The sequence below is a fragment of the Brachybacterium phenoliresistens genome (assembly GCF_000576425.1).
GTDB classification, from domain to species: Bacteria; Actinomycetota; Actinomycetes; order Actinomycetales; family Dermabacteraceae; genus Brachybacterium; species Brachybacterium phenoliresistens.
On sequence record NZ_KK069997.1, the window covers coordinates 55,859 to 81,818 of the forward strand.

At 74.9% G+C, this 25,960-nt stretch carries 21 protein-coding genes; 10 read left to right on the forward strand and 11 right to left on the reverse strand.

All coding sequences use genetic code 11. The annotated features are described in order from the left end of the window. The first annotated feature begins 24 nt into the window (after positions 1-24). Entirely contained in the window at positions 25-972 is a 948-nt protein-coding gene (locus tag BF93_RS12425; protein WP_038373054.1) for a phosphotransferase, read from the forward strand. Here the strand turns inward: BF93_RS12425 and BF93_RS12430 are convergent. Continuing rightward, on the reverse strand, positions 951-4,238 hold the full coding sequence (locus BF93_RS12430) for an ATP-dependent DNA helicase (RefSeq protein ID WP_038373055.1): 3,288 nt from the start codon (positions 4,236-4,238) through the stop codon (positions 951-953). The two genes, BF93_RS12425 and BF93_RS12430, sit on opposite strands and share 22 nt — an antisense overlap. Then, positions 4,235-7,495 carry a UrvD/REP family ATP-dependent DNA helicase gene (locus BF93_RS12435; protein WP_051486913.1) on the reverse strand — a complete coding sequence of 1,087 codons (3,261 nt, stop codon included), beginning with the start codon at positions 7,493-7,495 and terminating at the stop codon, positions 4,235-4,237. Before BF93_RS12435 ends, BF93_RS12430 begins: the two co-directional genes overlap by 4 nt. A gap of 59 nt (positions 7,496-7,554) precedes the next feature. Here BF93_RS12435 and BF93_RS12440 point away from each other — a divergent pair, with 59 nt between their 5' ends. From BF93_RS12440 to BF93_RS12450, 3 genes are all read left to right on the forward strand, one after another. Further along, positions 7,555-8,187 carry a TetR/AcrR family transcriptional regulator gene (locus BF93_RS12440; protein WP_038373058.1) on the forward strand — a complete coding sequence of 211 codons (633 nt, stop codon included), beginning with the start codon at positions 7,555-7,557 and terminating at the stop codon, positions 8,185-8,187. Positions 8,188-8,344: 157 nt separating this feature from the next. Next, positions 8,345-8,566: a DUF3107 domain-containing protein gene (locus BF93_RS12445; protein ID WP_038373059.1), complete on the forward strand. Its 222-nt coding sequence runs from the start codon at positions 8,345-8,347 to the stop codon at positions 8,564-8,566. Between the two features lie 130 nt (positions 8,567-8,696). Beyond that, positions 8,697-10,463 carry a DEAD/DEAH box helicase gene (locus BF93_RS12450; RefSeq protein ID WP_038373060.1) on the forward strand — a complete coding sequence of 589 codons (1,767 nt, stop codon included), beginning with the start codon at positions 8,697-8,699 and terminating at the stop codon, positions 10,461-10,463. 160 nt (positions 10,464-10,623) lie between these two features. Here BF93_RS12450 and BF93_RS12455 read toward each other — a convergent pair whose 3' ends face one another. Both BF93_RS12455 and BF93_RS12460 read right to left on the reverse strand, forming a co-directional pair. Beyond that, positions 10,624-11,253, reverse strand: a complete 630-nt coding sequence (locus BF93_RS12455) for a MarC family protein (RefSeq protein WP_084148522.1) — start codon at positions 11,251-11,253, stop codon at positions 10,624-10,626. Next, complete coding sequence (locus BF93_RS12460) at positions 11,250-12,146, reverse strand: PHP domain-containing protein (protein WP_051486914.1); 897 nt, start codon at positions 12,144-12,146, stop codon at positions 11,250-11,252. Before BF93_RS12460 ends, BF93_RS12455 begins: the two co-directional genes overlap by 4 nt. Positions 12,147-12,185: 39 nt before the next feature. On the opposite strand from BF93_RS12460, the gene BF93_RS12465 reads away from it, so the two are divergent. Genes BF93_RS12465 through BF93_RS12480 form a run of 4 tightly spaced genes read left to right on the forward strand, consistent with a single transcriptional unit; the run spans position 12,186 to position 17,018 of the window. Then, the gene (locus BF93_RS12465) at positions 12,186-13,760 is read left to right on the forward strand and encodes an aminopeptidase P family protein (protein ID WP_051486915.1); all 1,575 of its coding nucleotides are present in this window, start codon (positions 12,186-12,188) and stop codon (positions 13,758-13,760) included. After that, positions 13,757-15,079, forward strand: coding sequence for a magnesium transporter MgtE N-terminal domain-containing protein (locus BF93_RS12470; protein ID WP_038373061.1), 1,323 nt, complete (start codon positions 13,757-13,759; stop codon positions 15,077-15,079). The genes BF93_RS12465 and BF93_RS12470 overlap by 4 nt, the downstream gene beginning before the upstream one ends. Before the next feature lie 2 nt (positions 15,080-15,081). After that, complete coding sequence (locus tag BF93_RS12475; RefSeq protein WP_084148523.1) at positions 15,082-15,840, forward strand: DUF1003 domain-containing protein; 759 nt, start codon at positions 15,082-15,084, stop codon at positions 15,838-15,840. Further along, entirely contained in the window at positions 15,837-17,018 is a 1,182-nt protein-coding gene (locus BF93_RS12480) for a P-loop NTPase (protein WP_084148524.1), read from the forward strand. The genes BF93_RS12475 and BF93_RS12480 overlap by 4 nt, the downstream gene beginning before the upstream one ends. Before the next feature lie 51 nt (positions 17,019-17,069). Here the strand turns inward: BF93_RS12480 and BF93_RS12485 are convergent, their stop codons facing one another. Beyond that, on the reverse strand, positions 17,070-17,459 hold the full coding sequence (locus BF93_RS12485; protein WP_051486916.1) for a twin-arginine translocase TatA/TatE family subunit: 390 nt from the start codon (positions 17,457-17,459) through the stop codon (positions 17,070-17,072). Between the two features lie 140 nt (positions 17,460-17,599). Here BF93_RS12485 and BF93_RS12490 point away from each other — a divergent pair, with 140 nt between their 5' ends. After that, positions 17,600-18,253, forward strand: coding sequence for an O-methyltransferase (locus tag BF93_RS12490; protein WP_038373062.1), 654 nt, complete (start codon positions 17,600-17,602; stop codon positions 18,251-18,253). Positions 18,254-18,351: 98 nt separating this feature from the next. Here the strand turns inward: BF93_RS12490 and BF93_RS19365 are convergent, their stop codons facing one another. The 4 genes from BF93_RS19365 to dapE all read right to left on the reverse strand — a co-directional run bounded on the left by BF93_RS19365 (position 18,352) and on the right by dapE (position 20,711). Beyond that, positions 18,352-18,522, reverse strand: a complete 171-nt coding sequence (locus tag BF93_RS19365; RefSeq protein ID WP_084148525.1) for a DUF3117 domain-containing protein — start codon at positions 18,520-18,522, stop codon at positions 18,352-18,354. 109 nt (positions 18,523-18,631) lie between these two features. Continuing rightward, positions 18,632-18,841 carry a hypothetical protein gene (locus BF93_RS12495; protein ID WP_038373063.1) on the reverse strand — a complete coding sequence of 70 codons (210 nt, stop codon included), beginning with the start codon at positions 18,839-18,841 and terminating at the stop codon, positions 18,632-18,634. Beyond that, the gene (locus tag BF93_RS12500) at positions 18,841-19,575 is read right to left on the reverse strand and encodes an LOG family protein (protein ID WP_038373065.1); all 735 of its coding nucleotides are present in this window, start codon (positions 19,573-19,575) and stop codon (positions 18,841-18,843) included. Before BF93_RS12500 ends, BF93_RS12495 begins: the two co-directional genes overlap by 1 nt. Further along, positions 19,572-20,711: a succinyl-diaminopimelate desuccinylase gene (dapE, locus tag BF93_RS12505; protein ID WP_038373067.1), complete on the reverse strand. Its 1,140-nt coding sequence runs from the start codon at positions 20,709-20,711 to the stop codon at positions 19,572-19,574. Before dapE ends, BF93_RS12500 begins: the two co-directional genes overlap by 4 nt. A gap of 189 nt (positions 20,712-20,900) precedes the next feature. On the opposite strand from dapE, the gene BF93_RS12510 reads away from it, so the two are divergent. Continuing rightward, entirely contained in the window at positions 20,901-21,851 is a 951-nt protein-coding gene (locus BF93_RS12510) for an endo-beta-N-acetylglucosaminidase H (RefSeq protein WP_038373068.1), read from the forward strand. Between the two features lie 70 nt (positions 21,852-21,921). Here the strand turns inward: BF93_RS12510 and BF93_RS12520 are convergent, their stop codons facing one another. Beyond that, complete coding sequence (locus BF93_RS12520; RefSeq protein WP_156954144.1) at positions 21,922-24,519, reverse strand: FAD/NAD(P)-binding protein; 2,598 nt, start codon at positions 24,517-24,519, stop codon at positions 21,922-21,924. 97 nt (positions 24,520-24,616) lie between these two features. Beyond that, positions 24,617-25,924 carry an MFS transporter gene (locus tag BF93_RS12525; RefSeq protein WP_038373069.1) on the reverse strand — a complete coding sequence of 436 codons (1,308 nt, stop codon included), beginning with the start codon at positions 25,922-25,924 and terminating at the stop codon, positions 24,617-24,619. Between the last annotated feature and the right edge of the window lie 36 nt (positions 25,925-25,960).

Sequence of the window (25,960 nt, forward strand, 5' to 3'; positions counted from 1 at the left end):
GACCGGTGACGGTACGGTGACGGGGTGCGACGCAATCCTTACGCCCTCGCCGCCGTGGCGGCAGCAGCAGTCCCCGGCATGGTGCCCGTGACGACGGTCTCCATCGCCACGCCTGCCGAGGATCTCGAGGTCGCGGGCATCACCGGGGAGGACGGCCGTCGCGTGGTCGTCTCCTGCCCCGCCACCACCGCCGCCGGGGCGGAGCTCGAGAAGTCCGTGCGTGTGGCCGATTCCCTCTCCGGGACCGATGTGCGCGACCTGGTGCCGGCCGTGCTCGGCTTCGTGACGCTGCCCGGGGGCGGCCGCGCGGCCGTCACCGAGGCGCCTCGGGGCCGCCCGCTGATGTTCGACCAGGTGACGGAGGATCCCTCCGTCGCCGTCTCCCTCGGGGCGACGATCGCCCGCATCCATACCCTTCCGGGCTACGCCGCCGAGGCGACGGGCGCGGAGTCCTTCACCGCCGCCGCGCTGCGGGAGATGCACCGCTCCCAGGTGGCGCGCGTGCGCGAGGCGGAGCACCTTCCCGCGGCCGTCTCCCAGCGCTGGGAGCGTCTGCTGGGCGATGACGAGCTGTGGGACTTCTCCCCCGTGTTCACCCATGCGGACCTCTCCGAGGAGTGCCTGTTCGTGCACGAGGGCCGCATCTCGGCCGTCCAGGGCTGGGCCTCGGCCCGCATCGGCGACCCGGCCGCGGATCTCGCCTGGCTGGTCGCGGCGCTGGACGCGGAGGTCTTCGACCGGCTCTACGCCGCCTACTGCGAGCATCTTCCCTCGAGCCCGCATCCGCGACTGCTCGAGCGGGCGCAGGCGGTGGGCGAGTTCGCCGTGGCGGACTGGCTCCTGCACGGGCTGGACTCCGGGGACGAGGACATCGTCTCGGACGCCCGCGGCATGCTCGCCGACCTCGAGGCCGACCTGGCCCAGCTCGCCCGCGACGAGGCCGAGCGGACCTACGACGACCTGGAGTCCTGACCGGTCCTCGACGACCCGCCCGGGTCCAGCATGTCCCGCAGCTCCTCCCGCCCGGGGTGCTCGGTGACCCACAGGGTGCGTCGCGCCGCCACGTAGTGGAAGGCCGTGCGGATCCGTGACAGCGGCATGCCGGTGGCCTCGTGCCAGGCCAGGCGGTACACGGACAGCTGCAGCGCCCGCGCCCGCCGCCGCGAGGCCGGCGGCACGGCGCCCGTCTTCCAGTCCACGATCACCGCGCCCGGCCCCTCCTCGGTCTCCTCGGGGTAGACGGCGTCGATCACGCCGCGCACGCTGAGCGAGCCGATCCGGGTGGTCACGGGGTGCTCGACGGCGATGGGCGTGCGTCCGGCCCAGGCGGAGGACTCGAAGGCCTCCCGCAGCGCGGCCAGGTCGTCCGGCCCGGCGGCCTCGTCCTCGGCGGCCTCACCCAGGTCCACCAGATCCTCGAGGTCCAGCAGGGTGCCGCCCGCGAAGCGCCCCTCGAGCCAGGCGTGGAAGGCGGTGCCGCGCCGGGCGGAGGCCGCCGGCGGCCTCGGCACCGGGCGCAGCAGGTCCAGAGCCGCGGCATCGGGATCCTGGGCGCGCTGGACCACCTGGCTGGCCGACAGCCTCACCGGGGAGTGCACGGCGGTGCGCTCGCGGCGCGCGGCGAGGTCCTCGAGCACCCGCCGGGTGGCCTCGGCCAGGGGATCCTCCGGCGGGACCTCCGGCAGCTCCCCGGCCCGGGCCCGCGCGAGCAGCGCGGCCGCGCGGTCGCGGCGGTGCTCGGCCTCGCCGGGCTCGGGCGGCCACGGCGCGACGGTGGCGATCGCCTCCAGGGGGTTGGCCTCGGGGACCTCCTCGGCGCGCCGGAACGCCGCAGGGACCTGCGGGAGGATCTCGCCGAGGTAGCGCGAGCGCGGCCGCGGGCGGGACAGGCCCGTGCGCCAGGCCGCGGAGGTCAGCAGCAAGCGGCTGCGGGCGCGGGTGACGGCGACGTACATCAGGCGCCGGTCCTCGCCCAGGGAGGCCTCTCCCTCGTCCTCGAAGTACTCCTGGATGATCGCCTCGGCGTCGACCTGCGTGTCGGCCTCGGCCCAGCGCAGCTGCGGCAGGATCTCGGCGTCCCCGCGCAGGGAGGAGGGCACGGCGGCATCGGCCAGCTTCCCCAGCCAGCCGCTGTCGGCGACGCGGACCCGGCCGTCCTCCCCCGTCCGCGCGCGGCGCAGGTCGTAGGAGGGGACGGTGCCCTCGACCAGTCCCGCGACGGCCACCAGGTCCCATTCCAGGCCCTTGGCCGAGTGCATGGTGATCAGGGTGACGGCCTCCGGGTCCGGCTCGACCTCGGCCGCGGTGACGGCCAGGCCCGCCTCCTTGTCCTCGCTGATGTCCAGCAGGGCCAGGAAGGGGCCCAGGCCCGGATGGCGGGCGCTGCGCTCGAACTGGACGGCGTAGCCGCGGAACGCCTCCAGATCGGCGAGCGACCGCCCGGTGGCCATCTGCTCGAGGTCGATGCCGAGCGCGCGCACCGCCGCGGTGACGAGGTCCGGCAGCGGGACGGACACGCGCCGCCGCAGCGCGCGCAGCAGCTCCTGGAGGTCCTCGAGGCGGGCACGGGCCGCGGGGCTGAGGGCGCGGCCGTCGGGGTCGGTCCATCCCTGCGGCGGGAGGTCGTCGACCGCGTCGACCAGGCCCACGGCATCGGCGTCGTCGCGGCGGGCGAGCTCGGTGCGGCGGCGCGCTCCCTGGTGGTCGCGCCATCGGCCCAGCACCGCGAGGTCGCGGGCGCCCAGCCGGAAGCGCGGCCCGGCCAGCAAGCGCATCAGGGAGTCGCCGCGACCGGGGTCGTGGACGCATTCGAGCAGGGCGCGCACGTCCGCGACCTCGGGCCGATGCAGCAGCCCGCCCAGGCCCACGATCTCCACGCGGAGCCCCGCGGCCTCGAGCTCCTCGGCCAGCACGGGGATCTGGCGGCGGGCGCGCACCAGCACCGCCGCGGTCGGGGGCTCCTCCTCCCGGTGCTCGGCGCGTCGGTCCAGGATCCAGGCGGCGATGGCCCGCGCCTCGGCGCGCTCGTCGGCCGCCTCGTGCACCTCGACGGCGCCCTCCCCCGCGCCGGGCCGCGCCTGCAGCTCGGGGATGTCGATGCCGGCCGAGCTCTCCCGCAGGGGTGCCGCGATCCGGTTGGCGACGGCCAGGGGCGCCTGGTCGTTGCGCCAGGAGGTCGACAGGGTGCGCTGCAGGACGGGGGCATCGGCCGCGGAGAAGGCCTGGGCGAAGCCGGACAGGGAGGCGGCCGATGCTCCGCGCCAGCCGTAGATCGCCTGCTGGGGGTCGCCGACGGCGCACGCCGGGTGCCCGGGCCCGAACAGCCCGGAGAGCATCTCCAGCTGGGCCACCGAGGTGTCCTGGAACTCGTCCAGCAGCACGACGCGGTGCAGATCGCGCGCCAGGCGGCCGGCCGCCGGGACGGTGCGGGCGATCCGCGCGGCAAGGGTCACCTGGTCGGCGAAGTCCAGGGCGCCCTGCGCGTGGCGGATCTGCGCGAAGCGCTCCAGCAGCGGGACCAGCGCGCGGCGGGCGTCCAGGGCGGCGATGGCCGAGGCGACCGCTTTCGGGGTGGTGCGGCGCCGGCCCTCGACCTGCAGGGGGATCTGCGCCAGGTGCTCCCGGATCTCCTCGAGCTCCGCCCCGAGCGCGGCCGGGTCCACCAGGTGGTCGGCGAGGGAGCTGGTGAGGGAGACCAGCGCCGCGGTGATCGAGGCCGGCGAGGCGTCCAGGTCCAGGGAGTCGTCCCAGCCCTCGACGATCTCGTGGGCGAGCTGGAAGGAGGCCGAGGGCGACATCATCGTGAAGTCGGGCGTGAGCCCGGCGGCGAGGGCATGCTCGGTCACCTGGTCCAGCGCGAAGCCGTTGTAGGTGTGCACCAGCGGGCGCTGTCCCACCAGCTCGTCCTGGCCCCGCACCAGTGCCGGCGGCAGCGGCAGCCCCTCGGCCTCGAGCGCGGCGGCGAGCGCGGCCAGGCGCCGCCCGATCCGTTCGGACAGCTCATGGGCGGCCTTGCGGGTGAAGGTCAGCCCCAGCACCTGGCGGGGCTGGACCAGTCCGTTGGCGATCAGCCACACCACCCGCGAGGCCATCGTCTCCGTCTTGCCGCTGCCGGCCCCGGCCACCACGAGCATCGGCGCGAGCGGCGCCTCGATGACGGCCTGCTGCTCCTCCGTGGGCGCGGGCAGCTCCATCATCGCGGCGAGCTCCCGGGCCCCCAGACGGATCGACGCGCTCACAGCTCGGCTCCTTCCGGCCACAGCGGGCAGCTGCGGCGCACGGTGCACCGGTCGCAGTGGCTGCAGCGGCGCGCCTGCACCCGCGCTCCGCGCAGCTCGGCGGAGACCGCGGCGACGGTCTCGTCGAACCAGGCCGGGTCCTCCGCCTCGGACAGGGCGCGCTGGTCGCGCACGGCCGGCTTCGCCGAGGGGGTCCCGATGTAGACCAGCGACGCCCCGGCCACCTGCGGGCGGCCGCCGAGCGTCTCGTCGAGGGCGCCGTCGCGCAGGGCCGCCTGGTAGGCGGCCAGCTGCAGGTCCTGCTCGGCCTTGGCGGCGGTCTTCGCCTGGCGGCCGGTCTTGAGGTCGACCACGCGGGCGGCCCGCGGCGTCCCCTCGATGCGGTCGATGGCGCCGCGCAGCACCACGTCGCCCAGGCGGACGGTGAACGGCGCCTCGGTGGCCAGGGGCTCCCCGGCGGCGGCGAGGTAGGAGCGCAGGGTGGCCACGGCGTCGTCGGCCTGCCGCAGGCGCCGCCGTCCCGACCAGGTCTCCTCCAGGCGCATCGGGGCGAGCATCCGGTGCAGCCGGGCGAGCAGGTCCGGGACGTCCTCCTCCGGCACCCCGGCCGGGTGCTGCTGCGCCAGCGCGTGCACGCCGGTGCCGATGGCCTGGGCGGGGCCGGCCTCGGGGGTGCCGCCGGAGCGTTCGAGCAGCCATGCCCGCGGGCAGTCGGCGGCCCTCTCCAGGGCCGAGGGGCTCAGCAGCAGCGGTGCCCCCGGGTCGACGAGGGCCTCCTGCGTGCTGGGCGCCTGGTGGTACCACCGTCCCGGGTCGACGCCGTCGACCCGGTGCTCGGCGAGCCGGGCCAGCAGCGCGGCGGCGCGCTGCGCAGCGGCCGGGTCCTCGCCCAGGAGGTCGCCGCGCAGGGCCGCGACCAGGCGGCGGGCGTCCGGGGCCGGCCCGGGATCGGCGGCCAGGCGCTCCGGGTCCGCCCAGCCGGGGCCGGCAGCCCGCTCGATGGCGTCCACCAGCGGGGACGCCGAGGAGTCCCCGCCGTCGATCGCGGTGACCAGCACCTTCTCGCGGGCGCGGGTGAGGGCGGCGACGGCCAGGCGGATCTCGTCGGCGATGACGATCTCGCGCTGGAGGGCGCGCAGGGCCGCGGGCTCGAGCCGCTCCTCGCGGCCGATCTCGAGGGCGAGCTCGGAGGCGCCCAGCAGCGTCGAGCGCAGCCGGGTGTTGGGCCAGGTGCCCTCCTGCACCCGCGCCAGGACGACCACGTCCCGCTCGTGGCCGACCAGCTGCGCCGGGGTGAGCACCGCGACGCGCCCGCGCGGCTCGGCCCGGGGGGCGAGGGTGTCCTCCGCGATCGCCTGGTCGCGCACGTGGTCGAGGAAGACGAGGGCGTCCGCCTGGGGCCGGCGGTCGGTGAAGCGGTCCACCGCGGCGAACAGGGCCGTCACGGCGTCCAGACGGTGGGCGGTCAGGCGCGACCGGGCCTCGTCGGCGTCGCCGTCCGCCCCGAGGGCCGCGGTGCGCCAGCCCTCGGCGACCCCGGCGGCGGACCAGGCCGCCCAGAGGGCGTCGGTCGCCGCCGCCTCGGGGCCCAGCGCCCGGACCGCGGCGATCATCCGGCGCAGCCGGTGCACCGGGGCGGCGGCGCGGTCCCGGGCATCGGGGGCCGGCAGGCCGGGCACGTCCTCCCCCATGACCGCGTCGGCGAGGAGGTCGATGCTGGCGACCGGATCGCCCGCGCCCTCGTCCGGGGCCCCGTCGGCGGGGCCCGCCGGAGGAGCATCGGCCCGGGCGCGGTGGGCGTCCAGCAGCAGGCGGCGGATCCGCCGCAGCCGCAGGGCGTCGGCGTCGCCGAAGGGCCCGCGCAGCAGCGCCATGGCCTCGCGCCCGTCGACCCGGCGCCCCGAGGCGCCCACCTCCACGATGCGCAGCAGGTCCATCACGACGCTCTCCTCGCGCAGCGGCCGCAGCCGCGTGGCGGTGGAGACGGGCAGGTCCTGGCGCTGCAGCAGTTCGGCGACCTCGTCGACCAGCCCGCCGGAGCGGCAGACGACCGCCATCTCGTCGTAGGGCGTGCCCGCCTCGTGGTGGAGGTCGCGCAGCACCCCGGCGATCATGCGCGCCTCCTCGAGCGCGTCGGCCGCGCGCAGCACGGACACCGAGCGGTCCTCGATCCCCGTCCCGGCGGCCGCCTCGATGCCGTCGGCGCCGCGTCCCGCGAGGACGGCTCGGCGGCGCAGCTCGACCGGTGCCCCGGCGAGCGGGAGCCGCGCGCGCAGGTCATCGGCGGCGCGGAGGGCGGAGCGCGGTCCCCGGCGCCGCGCCGTGAGCACGAGCGCCTGCTCGAGCCCGAGGCGGGAGGCGGCATCGGGCACGGACCCGCGGAAGGTGTCCACGGCGAGATCCGGGCAGGCGGTGGCCAGGACGGGCACGCCGAGCTCGTGGAGCCGGCGGACGAGGGCGACGCCCGCCGCCGTGAGGTCCTGCGCGTCGTCGACCACCAGCGCCGAGGCCGGCGCCTCGTGCAGGATCTGCGCCGCGCTGCGGACGATGTCCCCGGAGTCCAGCCGCGGCCCGGCGTCCAGCGCCATCGCCGCCTCCAGCGACAGCACCTCGCGGTAGGCCCGCAGCAGCGCCGCCGCGTCGCGCCAGGCAGGGCGGTCCCGGCGCACGCCCAGGTCCTCCAGCTCGGACGGTCCCAGTCCCAGCTCGCCGGCCCGGGTGATCAGCTCGCGCAGCTCGGTGCGGAACCCCGGCAGAGCGCGCGTGGCCGCATCCAGCTCGAGGTGCCACGGCTCGTGGACGGCGATCAGCTCGCCGAGGAGCGCGTCCTGCTCGGCACCGGTGACCAGGCTCGGCTCCCCGCGCCCGCGGGAGAGCGCATCGGCCCGCACCAGGGAGAAGGCGAGCGCCGCGGGGGTCGAGACACGGACGCGGCCGGCCGCTCCGGCCAGCGCCACCGCATCGCGCAGGGGCGCCGCGGTGCCCCGGCGCGGCGAGAGCAGCAGCACCGGCGGGGCGTCCGCCCGGGTGGACGCCGCGCGCTCCCCGGCCTCGAGCGCCGCGCTGAGGGCGAGGGCGGTGCGGCCGCTGCCGGGAGCGCCGTGCACGGCCGCGGAGCCGCCGGAGCGGAGGATCCCGAGGGCCTCGGCCTGGACCGGGTCGGCCTGGCCCGGCTCCAGCGGACGCGGCAGGTGGGACAGGTCGGGGTCCAGCAGCTGCACCCGGCGCTCGGCCCGCGAATCCGCTCCTCGTCCCATGCGTCCATCAAACCGCAGGACGGGGACATCTCACGACCGGCCCCACCTAGACTAGGAGCATGACCACCCGCCGACTGCCGAAGCACGAACGCCGGGCGCAGCTGCTCGCGATCGCCACCGAGCAGTTCTCCGCGAACGGGTTCCAGGGGACCTCGATGGACGAGATCGCCCGCACCGCGGGCGCCACCAAGCCCGTCGTGTATCAGCACTTCGCCTCGAAGGAGGCCCTCTACATCGCGGTGCTCGAGGCCCGGGCGGACGTCGTCCACGCCGCCATCGACGCCCTGCGCGAGCACACCGGCTCCCCGCTCGAGCGGGCCGAGACCGGGCTGCGGGCCTTCCACCGGCTGACCACGGCCGGCACGCCCCTGCGCCTGTTCCTCGGCGAGGAGATGGTCTCCCCCGCCGCCGCCGAGCGCGTCGCCGAGCTGCTGGACGCGATGGCCCAGCGCCTGGCCGGCGTGCTCCTGGAGTACCGCAGGATGGAGCCCTCCGAGGCCGTCATCCTGGGCCGCTCCCTGATCGCGATCGCCCAGAACTGCGCCCGGCTGATCGGCCCCGACGGGGGCCCGGAGCGCGAGGACGAGGTCGTCGCGATCGTCGCCCGCATGATCACCTCGGGCCTGACCGGCTTCGCCCCGCAGGACGAGAGCGCCGACGAGAGCCCGGACGAGAGCCCCGACGAGGCCTGAGCCTCCCGCGCGGCGCCGCGCCCGCCCGCCCCCTCGCGTTCCACCCTGCGCGAACGCGCCCCGCAGCGGCGGCCCCTGCGCCCGCGGCGGGCTAGACTCGCGGGGTACCCGACGAACCACGGGGTACCTGTCACCACCATCTGGAGGTCCGCCCATCATGGAGATCCGCATCGGCATCCAGCATTCCGCGCGCGAGCTCGTCCTCGAATCCGACGAGCCGATCGAGCAGACGCTGAGCGCCCTCTCCGACGCCATGTCCGAGGGCACCGCCGTCACGCTGCGCGATGCGAAGGGCCGCACGCTGCTCGTGCCGGGCCCGAAGGTCGCCTATGTGGAGGTCTCCGCCGACGAGCCCCGTCGCGTCGGCTTCCTCGGCTGACTCCTGCGGCGTCGGCGCCTGCCGACGCCGCGGGGCACGCCGGCGGCGTGATCCTGGCCCCCGGGTCCGAGCCCTGCTCGGCCCCGGGGGATACGATGTGTGGCGCAGACCCTTATCAGAGAGATGAACTGTGCCTGACACCACCCCGCACACCCCTGAGGCCGAGTCGGCCTCCCCCGCCGTCGAGCTGAGCTCCGGCACCCCGGCCCCCACCTTCGCGGACTTCGACGTCCGGGCCGACATCATCGAGTCCCTCGCGAAGAAGGGCATCGTCACCCCGTTCCCGATCCAGGCGATGACCCTCCCGGTCGCGCTGCGCGGCCGGGACATCATCGGGCAGGCCAAGACCGGGACGGGCAAGACGCTCGGCTTCGGCATCCCGATGCTGCAGAGCGTCGTGGCCCCCGGCGAGGACAATCCCCAGGACCGGCCGGTCGGCAAGCCGCAGGGCCTGGTGGTCCTGCCCACGCGCGAGCTGGCCGTGCAGGTCGCCCAGGATCTCCAGGACGCCTCGCTGACCCGCCCGGTGCGGATCCTCACCGTGTACGGCGGCCGCGCCTACGAGCCGCAGATCGAGGCCCTCGAGAAGGGCGTCGAGATCGTCGTGGGCACCCCGGGGCGCCTGATCGACCTCATGCGCCAGAAGTACCTGGACCTCTCGCAGGTGCGCACCGCCGTGCTCGACGAGGCCGACGAGATGCTCGACCTGGGCTTCCTCGAGGACATCGAGAAGCTGCTCAGCGCCGTGCCCACGGCCCGCCAGACGATGCTGTTCTCCGCCACCATGCCCGGCCCGATCATGGCCCTGGCCCGGCGGTTCATGTCCCAGCCCACGCACATCCGCGCCCACGACCCCGGCGACGAGGCCCGCACCAAGGCCGACATCACGCAGGTGGTCTACCGCGCGCACCAGCTGGACAAGATCGAGGTGCTCGCCCGCATCCTGCAGGCCCGCGGGCGCGGCCTGACCATCGTGTTCATGCGCACCAAGCGGGAGGCGGACCGGGTGGCCGGCGACCTGCAGGGCCGCGGCTTCGCCGCCGCGCCGCTGCACGGCGACCTCGGCCAGGGCGCCCGTGAGCAGGCGCTGCGCGCCTTCCGCCACGGCAAGGTCGACGTGCTCATCGCGACCGACGTCGCCGCCCGCGGCATCGACGTCACCGACGTCACCCACGTCATCAACTGGAACTGCCCGGACGACGACAAGACCTACCTGCACCGCACCGGCCGCACCGGCCGCGCGGGCAAGAAGGGCACCGCTGTCACCTTCGTGGACTGGGAGGATCTGGCGCGCTGGTCGCTCATCGCGCGCCAGCTGGGCCTGGAGTCCACCGAGGCGGTCGAGACCTACTCGACCTCCCCGCACCTGTACGCCGACCTCGACATCCCCGAGGGCACCAAGGGCACGCTGCCGAAGGAGCTGCGCACCCGCGAGGGCCTCGAGGCCGAGGAGATCGAGGACCTCGGCGGTCCCGACTCCGGCGGTCGCGAGAGCCGCGGGGGCCGCGACGGCGCCCGCGGGCGCGGCGGCCGGGGCGGCGAGCGCGGTGGACGCGGCGAGCGCAGCGGCCGCGGAGGCCGGGACGGCGAGCGCGGCGGTCGCGGGAACCGCGGGGGCGAGCGTCCGGGGCGCGGCTCCGGCGAGCCCGCGGAGGCGCCGGAGGCATCGGCCGCGGGCGGCCGCGAGGAGCGTCCCCGCCGCAGCCGTCAGCGCACCCGCACCCGTCGGGTGCACGGCGAGGTCGTGGACGCCCAGGGCGGCGAGGGCTCGGGGCCGGAGAGCTCCGGCGAGAAGCGCTCCGGCGGCAGCACCCGTCGACGTCGCTCGCGCGGCGGCCGCGGGCGCAGCGGCTCCTCCGAGTCCGCCGCGGCCGAGGGCGGGTCCTCCGAGAGCTGACAGCATCGGCGGCGCCGCGGAGCACCCTGCGCGGCGCCGCCCGATCACCGGAGGCCGGTGCCCTGGATCCCCTGCGGATCCGGGGCGCCGGCCTCCTGTGCTGCGTCGGCGATCCTGTACTGCGCGGGCGATCCTGTGCTGCGTCGGCGGCGGGGTCCGCTCAGGCGGGGAGGATGCCCCAGGACTCGAGGAAGGCCCGGATCGCGTCGAAGATCATCTGCGTCGAGATCGCGGCGAGCAGCACTCCGGAGATGCGGGTGACCAGGGTGACCCCGCCCTTGCCGAGCACCTTGGCGATCACGCCGGAGAAGCGCATGAAGACGTACATCATCGCGGCGATGCCCAGCATCGCGAGGACGATCGCGCTCACGCGGGTGGCCTGGCCGCCGGTCTGCTGGACGAACAGCATCATCGCCACGATCGCGCCGGGACCGCCCAGCAGCGGGGTGCCCAGCGGCACCAGGGCGACGTTCACGCCCTCGGAGGCGGACATCTCGCTCTCCTTGCCCAGCAGCAGCTGGAGGGCGATGAAGAACAGCAGCACCCCGCCGGAGAACTGGAGCGCCGGCAGCGAGATGTGCATGTACCCGAGGATGAACTGCCCGAACACGGCGAACAGGGAGATGATCAGCACCGCCACCCCGACCGCGACGAGAGCGGCCCGCGAGCGCTGCTTCGCGGTCATCGACCCGGTCAGCGCCATGAAGATGGGGATGGTCCCCGGCGGGTCGACGATGACGAAGAGCGTGACGAACACTTCCGCGAGGAAGCGGATATCGACCGGAATCACGGACGGAAGACCTCGGTTTCGCTGGTGGCGCGGGCCAGGAGTGCGCGGAGCACATCCGGCGCGGTGAGGTTCTCTCCCAGCCGGTTGGGCTTGCCCGCGCCATGGTAGTCGCTGCCGCCGGTGGTCAGCAGCCCGCGGAAGCGCGCATAGGCGCGAAGTCGGTCACGCTCGACCTCGTCGTGCTCGCGATGGTCGACCTCGACCGCCGACAGCCCCGCCTCCACCATCGAGTCCAGCAGGTCCACCGGCACCGCGCCCTCGCGCATGCCCGAGGCCGGATGCGCGGCCACGGCCACTCCGCCGGCGGCGACGATGGCGCGCACGGCATCGGCCGGGGCGGGGGCGTAGTAGGGCACGTAGTACGGGCTCGAGGGCGCCAGCAGCTCGGTGAACGCGGCGCTGCGATCGGCGACGATGCCGCGCGAGACGAGGGCGTCGGCGATATGGGGGCGCCCGACGGTGGTCTCCTCCCCCGCCACCTGCTCGAGGACGTCCTCCCAGCGGATCGGGTGGTCCGCCCCGATCCGCTCGACCATCACCCGGGCCCGGCGGGAGCGGGAGTCGCGGGCACGGCGCAGCTCGATGTCCAGGGCCGTCCCCGCGGACGGGTCGACCAGGAGCGCGAGGACGTGGACGCTGAGCCGATGATGCTCGGCGGAGACCTCGATGCCGGGGACGATGGTCACCCCGGTCTCGCGCGCGGCGCGCCGCGCGTCCTCCCAGCCGGCGGTCGAGTCGTGGTCGGTCAGGGCGATGACGTCCAGCCCCGCCGCCGCGGCGTCCTGCGCGAGCTCGAGGACGCTGGAGGTCCCGTCGGAGTACGTGGAGTGGGTGTGCAGATCGATGCGGGGCGTCTGCGGGCGTCCCTGCCCGGTCGTGTGCTCATCACCCATGGATCCCACAGTATCCCGACGTGAGACGATCGGACGGTGATGAACGAGGACAGCAGCCAGCCCACCGCACAGAACTCCGGTCCGAGCCCCGAGGAGCTCGCCGCCCGCGGCGACTCCCGCTCCCAGCGCCCCACCAACGAGGCGTTCCGCGCCTTCATCGCCGCGGACTGGGACGAGACCGTCCCCGACACGCAGCGCCGCGAGGTCGCCGATCACACGCCGGCGCGCCATGACGCGCTGGTCCGGGCGGTCCCCGGCACCCGCATGGTGCTGCCGGCGGGCGTGTTCAAGGTGCGCTCGAACGACACCGACTATCCCTTCCGCCCGGACACGGCCTTCGCCTACTACAGCGGCCTGGGCACCGATGAGGAGCCCGACAGCGTCCTGGTCGTGGAGCCCTCGGCCGATGATCCCGAGCGCGGCGAGGCGACCTACTTCTTCCGCCCCCGCGCCGGCTTCGACACCACGGAGTTCTACGCCGATGCCCGCTACGGCGAGCTGTGGGTGGGGCGGCGCCCCACCCTGGAGGAGACGGAGCAGCGCCTGGGCATCTCCTGCCGGCACATCGACACCCTGCGCGACCACCTCGCCAAGGACGTCGGCGACCAGCTCTCCCTGGTGGTGATGCCCGGGGTGGACCAGGGCGTCGAGGAGATGGTCCAGGAGATCCGGGCCCAGAACGGTCTGCCCGGCGGCGAGGAGGAGACCGGCGAGTTCGACCGGCTCGCCGAGGTCGCCAGCGAGCAGCGCCTGGTCAAGGACTCCTACGAGATCTCGCAGATGCGCAAGGCCGTCGCGGCGACGATCGCCGGGTTCACGGACGTGGTCCGCCACCTCCCCGATGCGGTCGCCCATGCCCGCGGCGAGCGCGTCATCGAGGGCGTGTTCCAGCGCACCGCCCGCGGCGACGGCAACGGCGTCGGCTACGACACCATCGCGGCCGCCGGCGATCACGCCTGCACCCTGCACTGGATCCGCAACGACGGCCCGGTGCGCGAGGGCGAGCTCGTGCTCATCGACGCGGGCGTCGAGGTCGACTCCCTCTACACCGCCGACATCACCCGCACCCTGCCCGTGGACGGCACCTTCACCGACGTCCAGCGCCGCGTGTACTCGGCCGTGCTCGAGGCGGCCGATGCGGTCTTCGCCGTCGCCCGCCCGGGGCTGCGCTTCCGCGACCTGCACGCCACCGCGATGGAGGTCATCGCGGGCCACCTCGAGCAGTGGGGCCTGCTGCCGGGCACGGCGGCGGAGTCCCTCTCCCCCGAGGGCCAGTTCCATCGCCGCTGGATGGTTCACGGCACCAGCCACCACCTCGGCATGGACGTGCACGACTGCGCGAAGGCCCGCCGTGACATGTACCTCGACGCCGAGCTCGTGCCCGGGATGGTCTTCACCATCGAGCCGGGCCTGTACTTCAAGGCGGCCGACCGCAAGGTCCCCGAGGAGCTGCGCGGCATCGGCGTCCGCATCGAGGACGACGTCCTGGTCACCGAGGACGGCGTCGAGAACCTCAGCGCCGCGCTGCCCCGGGACCCCGACGAGATCGAGGCGTGGATGGCGTCCCTTCTCACGGGCGACGCCGAGGCCGGGGGCACTACGCTGGGAGGGTGACCTCCCCCCAGAAGCGCATCTACGCCGCCCGCCTCGCCGGCACCCGGGTCTTCGACCCCATCGGCGACATGGTCGGCACCGTGCGCGACGTCGTGGTCCTGCCCCAGGTCCACGGCGCCGCGCGCGTGGTCGGCTTCGTCGTCGAGGTGCCGGGCAAACGGCGCGTGTTCCTCCCCGCCACCCGGGTGACGGCGATCGACGCCGGCCAGGTGATCATGTCGGGCCTGCTGAACATGCGCCGCTTCGAGAAGCGCAGCGGGGAGATGCTCGCGATCGGGGACCTGCTCGAGCGCCGCGTGACCCTGCTGGACGGCTCGGGAGAGGCCGTCGTCGAGGACGTGGGCCTGGAGCAGAACCGGCATCGGGACTGGGAGCTGACCAAGCTGCACCTGCGCCGCCGCAAGGGCGGGTCCTTCAGCCGCCTCGTCTCGCGCGGGGAGAGCCTGACGGTGCCGTGGCGGTCCGTGGCCGGTCTCTTCGGCACGCAGGCGGAGCAGTCCGCCGCCCTGCTGCTGGCGTCCTACCAGGACCTCAAGCCGGCGGACCTGGGCGAGATCATTCAGGAGCTGAACCCCAAGCGCCGCATCGAGCTCGCGGCGGAGCTGTCCGACGAGCGGCTCGCCGATGTGCTCGAGGAGCTGCCCGAGGACACCCGCGTCGAGGTCGTCACCGGCCTGGACGCGCGCCGCGCGGCCGATGTCCTGGACGCCATGGACCCCGACGACGCGGCGGACCTCGTCCAGGAGCTGCCCGAGCCCGTGGCCCAGGAGCTGCTGGACCTCATGGAGCCCGAGGAGGCGGAGGACGTGCGCCGCCTGCTCGCCTACGACGAGTACACCGCCGGCGGCATGATGACCACCGAGCCGCTGATCGTGGCCCCCGAGACCCCGGTCGCGCACTGCCTGGCGATGATCAGCCGCGAGGAGCTGCCGGCCGCCCTGGCCTCCACCGTGCACGTGTGCCGCTCCCCGCTGGAGACGCCCACGGGCAAGCTGCTGGGCATCGTGCACTTCCAGCATCTGCTGCGCGAGCGGCCGGACCGCCCCGTCGGCGAGATCCTCGACCCGGACCGGCACACCGTGGAGGGCGCCGCGCCGCTGTCCGCGGTGACCCGCGAGATGGCCACCTACAACCTCGTCTCGATCCCCGTGGTCGACGACGACGGGCGCCTGCTGGGCGCGGTGACCGTGGACGACGTGCTGGACCACGTGCTGCCCGATGACTGGCGCGAGCAGGACGAGCCGGTGCCCACCACCACCGGCCAGATCGACCTCTCCGAGATCGCCCGCGGCATCGGCCGCTCCGACGGGGAGGGGTGAGCATGGCCGAGAGCACCCCGGGCCCCCTGGACTCGCCGGCGCCCCGCCGCCGCGCCCTGCGCAACCCCTTCCGGGGGGACGCGTTCGGCAAGGCCGCGGAGGGCTTCGCCCGCTTCATGGGCACCCCCGCCTTCCTGGTGGGGATGACGCTGTTCTGCGCCATCTGGCTGTCCTGGAACTCCCTCATGCCCGAGAGCGCGCAGTTCGACCCGCGCGCCCTGAACTTCACGCTGCTCACCCTGATCCTCTCGCTGCAGGCCTCCTACGCCGCGCCCCTGCTGCTGCTCGCCCAGAACCGCCAGGACGACCGCGACCGCGTGCAGGCCGAGCAGGACCGCCAGTCCAACGAGCGCAACCACGCGACCACCGACTTCATCACCCGCGAGATCGCCTCCCTGCGCCTGGCCCTGAACGACGTCGCCACCCGCGACTTCGTGCGCGGAGAGCTGCGCGACCTGCTCGAGGAGCTCGAGGGCGAGGAGCGCGGCGCCGAGGGCGAGGACCGCCCGCACCGCGCCGCACCGCGCTCGCGCACCGCCGGGCCGGCCGATGCCCGGCAGCCCTCGCCGGTCCCGGACGCCCGGCTGCGGGCGATCCTCCGCGAGGAGCTCGCCGCCGTCCTGGCCGAGCGCTCGGGGGGCGCCGTGACGATGCCGGAGGGCGCCGAGGCGGGCTCCGCCTCCGCGCCCGCCCCGTCCCCGGCCCCCGAGGCCGCCCCTGCACCCCGCCCGCACCGTCCCGAGGAGGGACCCCGCCCGTGACCGACACCCCGCCCGCCGCCCCGTCCGAGGACCGGCCCGCCGGCCGCTCCGACGACCCGCGCGTCGCCCGCATCCTCGAAGCCCTCGACGGGGTGATGGACCCCGAGATCCATCGGCCCATCACCGAGCTGGGCATGGTCGGGGACGTGAGCGTCGACGACGAGGGCGCCGCCCTCGTCCATGTGCTGGTCACCATCGAGGCCTGCCCCATGCGCGACCGGATCGAGCAGCAGACCGCCGAGGCCGCCGCGACCGTCCCGGGGCTGACCTCCGTGCGCGTGGAGACCTCCGCCATGTCCGAGGAGCAGCGCAAGGAGCTCACCCTGCGCCTGCGCCAGGGCCGTCGCGCCATCCCCTTCAACCAGCCCGGGTCCCTCACCCGCATCCTCGCGATCTCCTCCGGGAAGGGCGGGGTCGGCAAGTCGACGGTCACCGCGAACCTGGCTGCGGCGATGGCCGCGGACGGCCTGCGCGTGGGCGTGATCGATGCGGACATCCACGGCTTCTCGATGCCGGGCATGTTCGGCATCGACGACAAGCCGACCAAGGTCGGCGATCTGCTCATGCCCCCGTCCGCGCACGGCGTGTCGGTGATGAGCATCGGCATGTTCGTCCCGCCCGGGCAGGCCGTGGTCTGGCGCGGCCCGAAGATGCATCGGGCGATCGAGCAGTTCGCCTCCGACGTGTTCTGGGGCGACCTGGACGTGCTGCTGCTGGACCTCCCGCCGGGCACGGGCGATGTCGCCATCTCGGTGGCGCAGCTGCTGCCGCAGGCGGAGATGGTCGTGGTCACCACCCCGCAGGCCTCGGCGTCCTCCGTCGCCGAGCGCGTGGGCTCCCTCGCCCAGTCGACCGAGCAGCGCATCGCCGGCGTGGTGGAGAACATGGCCGGCCTGCTGCTGCCCGACGGCACCCGCATGGACGTCTTCGGCACCGGCGGCGGCGAGCGGGTGGCGGCCACGCTCTCGGCGGCCGTGGAGAAGGACGTGCCCGTGCTGGGTCAGGTGCCGCTGGCCCCCGCCCTGCGCGAGGGCGCCGACGGCGGCGTGCCGCTGGTGGTGTCCTCCCCCGAGGACCCGGCGGCGCAGGAGCTGCGGCGGGTCGCACGAGCCCTGGTGCGCCGGCCGCGCGGGCTGTCCGGCATGAAGCTCCCGCTGGCGGTCAGCCGCCCGTCCTGAGCGCGCCGGCCCGGGGTCGGATCCCCGGGCCCGGGTCGCTCGTCGGGGGGATCAGGTCGCCTCGTCGTCGAAGGGGGCCCGCTGGGGGCCGGTGTCCTTCTTCCTGCGGCTGCTGCCGGTCTTCTTGGCCGCCGCCCCGGCGGCGCCCACGGCGAGCGCCTCCTTGTCGGGCAGGATGTCCTCCGGGCTCGTGTCGCCCCAGGCCTCGCGGATGATGCGGCGGGGATCGTACTGTCGCGGATCGTACTTGCGCAGGTCATCGACGGCGATGCCCATCTCGCTCTCGACCGTCTCCCGCGAATCGTCCACCCAGCGGCGGGCCCGGCGCACCATGCGCACCACGTTCCGGGTGTACTCGGGGAGGCGCTGCGGGCCGATGATCACCAGGAAGACGATCAGCAGGACGACTGGCTCCCAGCCGCCCAATCCCAAGAACTCCACGTTCCCACCTGTCGTCGCGCCTCAGGACCGGCGGATGCGTCCGGCCCGGCGTTCATTATGGCAGAGGCCACGGCCCGTGGAGCTGGGAGCTCCACCGCTGTCGTACTCTGGGGCCTGACCTACGAGGAAGGACGGCGTCGATGGCATCGGGGAAGGTCGCCAGCTGGGCCCACGGCGAGGCGTTCGTCGACGAGGAGTCGATCTTCGCCGACGAGAGCGTGCTGGCCCGGGCGCGCGAGCGCGGCAGCGAGCTGGGCGTGGCCCCCGTCCTGCCCGGAGCCGGTGCCGTGATGCGGCTGCTGGCCGCGGCCCTGGACGCGCGGGCCGTCGTCGAGGTCGGCACCGGGGCGGGCGTCGGGTCCCTGTACCTGCTGTCGGGGATGAACCCGGCCGGGGTGCTCACCACCATCGACACGGAGGTGGAGAACCAGCGCGCGGCGCGGGAGTCCTTCGCCGAGGCCGGGGTGCGCCACACCCGCGTGCGCACCATCGCCGGGCGCGCGCCCGAGGTGATCGGTCGCCTGACCGATCATGCCTACGATCTGGTGGTCCTGCGGGCCGATGCCCCGCAGGCGGACGTCCTGCTCAGCCACGCGCTGCGGCTGCTGCGCCCCGGCGGGGCGCTGGTGGTGGACCATGCGCTCTACCACGACCGGGTGGCGGACCCTGCCAGCCGCGACGCGACCACGAAGGCGGTGCGGGCGCTGCTGCGCCGCATCGCCGAGGAGAGGACCCTGCTGCCGGCGCTGGTGCCCAGCGGGGACGGCGTCCTCGCCGCGATCCTCCGCCCCTGACAGGCCCGCCGCAGGCACGACAAAGACCCGCCCCGCGCACCGTCGGTGCCTGCGGAACGGGTCCCGTGCGCCCTGGCTCTCCAGGGATCAGGCGTATCTCACGCCGTGATCACACCCTCGAGGGCGTCGCGGAGCGAAGCCGCTTCGGCCTTGTCGATCTCCACCACGAGGCGTCCTCCGCCCTCCAGCGGGACGCGCATGATGATGCTGCGCCCCTCCTGAACGACCTCGAGCGGACCATCGCCAGTACGCGGCTTCATAGCAGCCATGAGCGTGCCTTCCTCTGTTCTGTGTTGCCCGCCGGGCGCCGCATCGGCGCCCGGGAGGCACGTTCTCCTGACCATTATCCCAGGTTTTGCCGCCGAGGTGTGCATGGCGTCACTCCGGGGGTCGCTCCGGGCGGTCAACGGCGGCCGGATCGGCGGCCTCGGACGGGGGCGCGGAGGGCCGCAGGGCCGGGCGCCGCCGCCACGGCTCGGGAGCATCCATGCCCAGCTCGAGCCTGCCCGTCGCGGCGAGCACCATGAGGCCCGCGACCACGGCGGCGAGCACGAGCAGCAGCACCACCCCGAAGGAGACCGCGGTCATCAGGGCGCCTTCCCGCTCACCTCGCGCAGCGCCTGCAGGGCCTCCTCGGCGGTGTCCACGATGCGCAGGATGTCGAGGTCCTGCGGGGAGATCACCTCATGCTCGAGGACGGTCGAGGACAGCCAGTCGATCATGCCCTGCCAGTAGTCCCGGCCCACCAGGATCAGCGGGAACATGTCGATCTTGTGGGTCTGCATCAGGCACAGCGCCTCGAAGAGCTCGTCCAGGGTGCCGAACCCGCCGGGCAGCACGACGAAGCCGCTGGAGTACTTCACGAAGACCGTCTTGCGGGTGAAGAAGTACCGGAAGTCGACGCCGAGGTCCACGTACTGGTTCATGCCCTGCTCGAACGGGAGCTCGATGCCGAGGCCGACGCTCACGCCCCCGGCCTCCTTGGCGCCCTTGTTCCCGGCCTCCATGATGCCGGGCCCGCCGCCGGTGATGACCGCGTAGCCGAGCTGGACGATGCCGGCGGCGATCTCCTCGGCCGCCGCATAGTGCGGATGGCCCGGGGGCGTGCGCGCCGAGCCGAAGATGGAGACGGCGGGCCCGAGCTCGGCGAGGGCGCCGAAGCCCTCCACGAACTCGGCCTGGATGCGCAGCACCCGCCAGGGGTCGGCGTGGAGCCAGTCGGCGCCGCCCGCGTTCTCCAGGAGGCGCTGATCGGTGGTGCGGTCCGGTCGCTGCGTCCCCCGCAGCGTCACCGGGCCCTTGCGGTAGTCCTCCGGGTTCATGAGGCGAGGGTAGCGTCCGCGCCCGGGAGTCCGAGCCAGCGTCGCAGGGAGGCGAGGGCGATGCGCAGGTCCTCGGTGGGGACGTGCTCGTCGTCGGTGTGCGCGAGCAGCGGATCCCCGGGGCCGAAGTTCACCGCCGGGGTGCCCAGGGCGCTGAAGCGCGCCACATCGGTCCACCCCTGCTTGGCGGCGACGGGGACGTCGCCGCCGAGCGCGGCCAGGAACTCCTGCGCGGCGGGGCTGTCCAGGCCGGGCAGCGCCCCGGCGGCGGCATCGGAGACCTCGATCTCCACGTCGAGGCCGGCCAGGACCTCGCGCACGTGCGCCTCCGCCTGCTCGACGGAGGTGTCGGGAGCGAAGCGGTAGTTGAGCGTCGCGTGGGCGCGGTCGGGGATCACGTTGCCGGCGATCCCGCCGTCGATCGCGACGGCGTTGAGGCACTCGCGGTACTCCAGCCCGTCGATCACGGCCCGCCGCGCCCGGTAGCCGGCGAGGCGCTCGAGCACGGGGGCGAGGCGGTGGACGGCGTTGACGCCCACCCAGTCGCGCGCCGAGTGCGCGGCCACGCCCCGCGCGGTGACCTCGAGCTTCATGGTCCCCTTGCAGCCGCCCTCGACCCCGGCGGAGGTCGGCTCCCCGAGGATCGCGAAGTCCCCGCGCAGGTGCTCGGGATGCTCGGCGGCGATCCGCGTGAGGGAGTTGTCCGCCGCCGCGACCTCCTCGTGGTCGTAGAAGATCCAGGTGAGATCGACCGGCGGGTCCGACGCCTCGACGGCGAGGGCCAGGAACACGGCCACCCCGCCCTTCATGTCGCAGGTGCCGCGACCGACCAGCTCCTCGCGCCCCTCGCGGACCCGGCGGCGGGAGGGGAGGTTGTCGGCCACCGGGACGGTGTCCAGGTGCCCGGCCAGCACCACCCGCTGCGCCCGGCCCAGCTCGGTGCGGGCGATGACCGTGTCCCCGTCGCGCAGGACGCTCAGGTGCGGGGCATGGAGCTTCAGGGCCAGCTCGACGGCATCGGCGAGCGCCTTCTCGTTCCCGGAGACGGACTCGATGTCGACGATCGCGGCGGTGAGCTCGACGATGTCGGCGCGCGGGTCGAGGACGGCGGGAGCGGTGGGATCAGCGGAGGTCATGGCCGACATCCTGCCACGGCGCGGGACGGCGGCCGCGGAGGCGGGCAGGGCCCGCCGCGGGCCGGCGCCGGCCCGCGGGATGCGAGGCGGATCCGACGGAACCCGGGCGACAGCAACCGCTTAAGCGCTAAAGTCGGCGGGGGCGGCGGGATGGCCCCGCCGCCGTCTTCGCTCGATGAGGAGCACTCCATGACCCCGCCTCCCTCCCACCCCGTGCGGCGCCGGCTCAGCCGCCGCGCCGCCCTCGCGCTCGTGCCCGCCACCGGCGCCGCGCTGCTGGCCGGCTCGTCCGCCGCGGCGTCCCCGCTGCCGGCCGACAAGGGCCTCCACCTCGGCCGCGAGAAGGGACCGCTCTCGGTCGCCTACGTCGAGGTCAACAGCAATCCCCTGGCCAGCGTCGGCGACTACGTGCTCTCCGGCACGCGCACTCCCGTCTTCGACGTGGCCATGATCTTCGCCGCGAACATCAACTACGACGGCACCGCCGCGTACCTGCACCTGAACGACCGGGTCACCGCCGTCCTCGCGGACGCCGAGACCCAGATCCGGCCCCTCCAGCGCCGAGGGATCCGCGTGGTCCTCTCCGTCCTGGGCAACCACCAGGGCGCGGGCTTCGCCAACTTCCCCGACGCCGCCGCGGCCGACGACTTCGCCCGCCAGCTGGCCGACGTCGTCCAGCGATACCGGCTGGACGGCATCGACTTCGACGACGAATGGGCGAAGTACGGCGAGAACGGCACCGGGCAGCCGAACGACAGCTCCTTCGTGCAGCTCGTGACCGCGCTGGACCGGCGCCTGCCGGCCGACAAGCTGATCACCCTGTACGACATCGGCCCTGCGGCCGAGCGGACCGAGCACGACGGCGTGCGCCTGGGCGACGTGCTCGACTACGCCTGGAACCCGTACTACGGCAGCTGGCGCCCGCCGCAGATCGAGGGCATGGAGCCCTCCCGGCTCGCCCCCGCGGCGGTGGACATCACCGCGACGCCCGTGGACCGGGCCGTCGAGCTCGCGCGGCGCACCGTCGAGGAGGACTACGGGGCGCTGATCACCTACAACCTCACCGACGCGGACCACACCGAGATGGTCTCCGCCCTGGCGCTCGAGCTGTACGGCACCCCGGCCGTGCGCCTGCGCTGACGGCGTCCCGGGCGGCTGCTCGGGACGGCGCCGGGCGCCGCGGGACGGCGCCGCGGGCCCGGCGGGAGGCTCACCAGCGGGCGCGGGTGGTCTCCGTCGGGCCGTCGAGCTCGGTGAAGCCGGCGTCGATCACCTGCACCGGCCGGGTCGTCGCGGCCCATCGCGCGGCGCTCGGCCGCTCCAGGCGCACGCGGAATCCACCGGACCGCCAGGCCGCACGCGCCGTCTCGTCCATGGCGGAGTAGGCGAGCTGCGCGGCGTGGGCGGCCTGCGCCGCGAGCTTGCCGCTGGTCATCTCGATCAGCGGGCTCGCCTCGATGACCACGGTCGCGCCCTCGGCCGCGCCGTCCCCGGCCGCGCCGGGATCCGCGCAGCCGCCCTCCCCGCCCTCGGCCTGCGCACGGCGCGGGAAGGTGGTCCCGCCGACCTGGAGCTTGTCCAGGGCCTTCGGCAGCGGGCGGGTGGGGCCCGGCACGAGGGCGCGCACGGCGGCGCGCCCGGTCTGCGAGGCCACCGTGACCCCGGGCAGCTCCTGCACGTCGCGCCACCGCTTGCCGTCGGCGCGCCGCACCAGCTTGCGGATCCGGCCGCCGTCCGCCCACCGCGAGATCTCGGCGTGCCAGGGGCCGCCGGGGCGGGCGCGCTCGTCGTCCAGCATCGCGACCACGGCGCGGGCGGCGGTCTCGGCCACGTCCTCCTCCTCGGCGAGGTCATGCTTGTCCCGCAGCACCACCAGCTGCAGGGCCCAGGGGACCTCGTCCTGCTCCGCCTCGGCGCGCTCCTGCGCCCGGCCCAGCGGCGGCGAGGCCTCGGGGACGGGCGCGGGCTCGGTGCTGGGGACGGGAGCACCGGACAGGGGCGCGGGGCCGGCGGCGTCGGCGCCCTCCGGCGGGAGCACGCCGCCCATGCGCGCCAGGCGCACGGCCACCGCCTCGGCGTGGCGCAGGAGCTGGGCGGAGGATCCGGGCTGCGCGGTGATGGCCGAGCCCGGCTGCGCGGTCGAGACGGGAATGCCGACCAGGAAGCGCCGTTCGAAGACCCGGCCGTCCACGGCGATCGGCGCATACAGGCCGTCGACCGCGATCGATCCGGTCAGCACGCGCGTGCCGCTGCCGCGCGAGCTCCACGAGTCCTTCTGCACCTCTCCGCGCTCGCGCCACGCCCCGATCAGCGCGCTGCGGTAGGCGGGCAGGTCCACGGGAGGCAGGTGCGCCTCCAGGACGCCGTCGCAGAGGTGCTCGAGGCCCTCCGCGCCGCTGCGCACCACGAAGCGCCCGCGGTCCGGGTCGACGGTCACGGCCATGCCGGGGCCGCTGAAGACCACCAGCCCGGCCTCGACCAGCGCGAGCAGCTGGCGCGCCCGGCGCAGCGGCGGCCCCGAGGCCCAGGAGGCGAAGGCGTTGCGCAGGTGGCCGTCGATGTCGCGCCGCACGCTGTCGGTCGTATAGGCGCCGAGGTCGACCAGGCGGTTGACCTGGATCCGCAGCGCGGTGAGCACCCGGAAGGTGAGCACCCAGGCCGGATCGGGCTCGGCCGCCTGGCGGACGCTGCGCCGGAGCTCCTCGACCGATCGACGATGCGCGTCCTCGCAGCGGCCGCCGCGCCGGCCGAAGGGGAACAGCAGGCGCAGCAGCCCCTCGTCGGTGGTCAGCTCGCGGTTCCCGGCCTCCCGATGGGCGGCGCGCAGCTCCGCGAGCATGAGCGGCATGACGTCGCGCTCGTGGTCGACGCCAGCCGGACGCACGGCGAGCTCCAGGACGCGTTCGCCGGTGAGGATGCGCGGGGTGTACGGGTCCGGGAGCGCATCGCCGAGGTCGGGCTTGGGCCGGTAGATCATCCCCGACCGCGAGCCGACCACCAGCTGCGGCTCTCCCCCGCCGGGCAGGTAGCGCAGGCCGGAGGGCGCCGATGCGTCCTCGACGAACTCCCCGCCGGCGACGGCGGTGAGCATGCCGATCGCGTCGTAGAAGTTCAGCCCCATCCCGGCGACCGCGATGCGCTCGCGCCCCAGCAGGGAGCGGTAGTCGACCTCGAGCGGGTTCGCGGGGCCGATGTGCAGCAGATCGTGCTGGGCGGCGGCATCGGCCAGCTGCAGGGAGCGGGGACCGAGGGCCGTGGGCAGATGGCCGAGCGCGAGGGCGACGGCGTCGACGGTCAGCACGCGCCCGTCGTCCAGCCGCACCCGCTGCGGGGCGTCCGGCTCCCCGGTGACGTCCACGGCCTCGGCGCGGTGCCGCACGATGCGCAGCCGCGCGGGATCGGCGTCGGCCTCCGCCGCGGCGAGGACATGGGCGAGATAGCGGCCGTGAGCGGCGCGCGGGGCGTAGTCCGTCGGCCCCAGGCCCTCGGCGGCGAGATGGTCGCCGAGGGTCTCCCGCCGCGCCACCGGGAGGTCCGGATGACAGGAGTCGTCGGGATACATGGTGGTCTGGCAGGTGGTGGTGTTCATCAGCAGGACCTCGCCCTGGTCGCTGCGCCAGACGGAGCCGCCCTGCCCCACGTGCGGATCCACCAGGTGCACGGTCAGCAGCCCGTCCCACGGATCGGTGCGCGAGGCCGCGGCGAGCCGCTCGACGATCGCCGTCCCGCGCGGCCCGGCCCCGATCACCGCGACCGCCCGATGGGGCGCGGCGGGGACGGTGCGGCGGGTCTCGACGAAGGCGGTCATGCTCCCAGTATCGCGCCCTCGCGGGCGTCGCCCGGCGTTCCGCGCCTCCGGCGGGAGGAGCGCGCGATGGAGGTCACCGCGACGGGCCCGGCCGGCCTCATGCGGCGTGGAGGCCGTGCGCGCGGGCGTGCTCCTGCCAGCCGCGGGCGGACGGGACGGTGCGCAGGTGCGGACCCCGCAGCGAGATGATCGCGGCCAGCACGCAGATCCCCGCGAAGATCGCCATGATCCCCGGTCGACCCATCCCGTCGAGCCCCCAGCCGGCGAGCGCGGGGGCGAGCGGCATCAGCCCGGTGCCCACGAGCGCCATCAGCGCCCCGATCCTCCCCTGCATCGCCACCGGAGTGATGTGCATGAAGAAGCCCGAGGTCGCCGCGTTGAGCGGGGCGATGCCGAGCCCGATCGCGGCGTAGACGACGGCGATCACCAGCAGCTGATCGGTCAGCGCCAGCACGAGCCCGAGCACGGCCATCGCCGTGATCTGCCCGATGATCAGCAGGCCCGTCGGGATGCGCTCGACCATGCGCGGGGCGAGCAGGGCTCCGACCAGGATCGACCCCGCCAGCACCGAGGACAGCAGACCGATCTGCACGGCCGGCACCTGCCGGAGGGCGAGGCTCAGGGTGACCGTGAGGATCAGCCCGTTCGAGCCGAGGTTGATGAGCGCGGCGACGGCGCCGAGCTGGAGCCGGATCGGCTGGGCGAGGACCCATGCCCCGGCCTCGCGGAGGTCCTCGCGCACCCGGGTGCGCGGCGCGTCCTCTGCGCGCGGGCGGTAGTCGCCGCGCAGCAGCAGGGTGGTCAGCCCCGAGGCGAGGGCGCCGATCAGCTGCACCAGCGCCGGCAGCGCGATGCCGAGCGCGAGGAGCGCTCCGCCGAGCGGGCCGGCGCCGAGCTCGACGGCGGCGCCCCGCCCCTCGTTGACGGCGACGGCCCGCGGGATCTGGCGCGGGGCGACGATCTGCTTGAGCATCGCATCCGTGGACCCGCCCAGCAGGGCGCCGCGGAAGCGGTCGGCGAAGGCGAGGGCGGCGAGGATACCGACCGACCCGGCCCCGGCGAGCAGGACGACGACGAGGGTGCCCTGGAGGAGCGCGCCGAGCAGCCCGGCGAGCGCCCGCAGCCGGCGACGGTCGACCCGGTCGCAGAGCAGGCCGCCGGGGACGAGGCCGAGGAGCCCGCCGATCCCCTGCACGAGGCCGACCAGTCCCGTCGCGGCGGCCGAACCGGTCACGGCGAGGGTGACGAGCGGGAAGGCGAAGGCGCCGACGCCGGAGCCGGCGGCCAGCAGCACGTCGCCGAGAAGCCAGATGCGGTATTCGCGGTTGCGGAGCAGAGGCGTCGGCGCGGGAGCTCCGGGCTCGGCGGGAACGGGGATGGCGGTGGGGGTGCGGGGGGCGTCCATGATCCGAAGCCTAGATCCGCACCACCCATTGCGCAA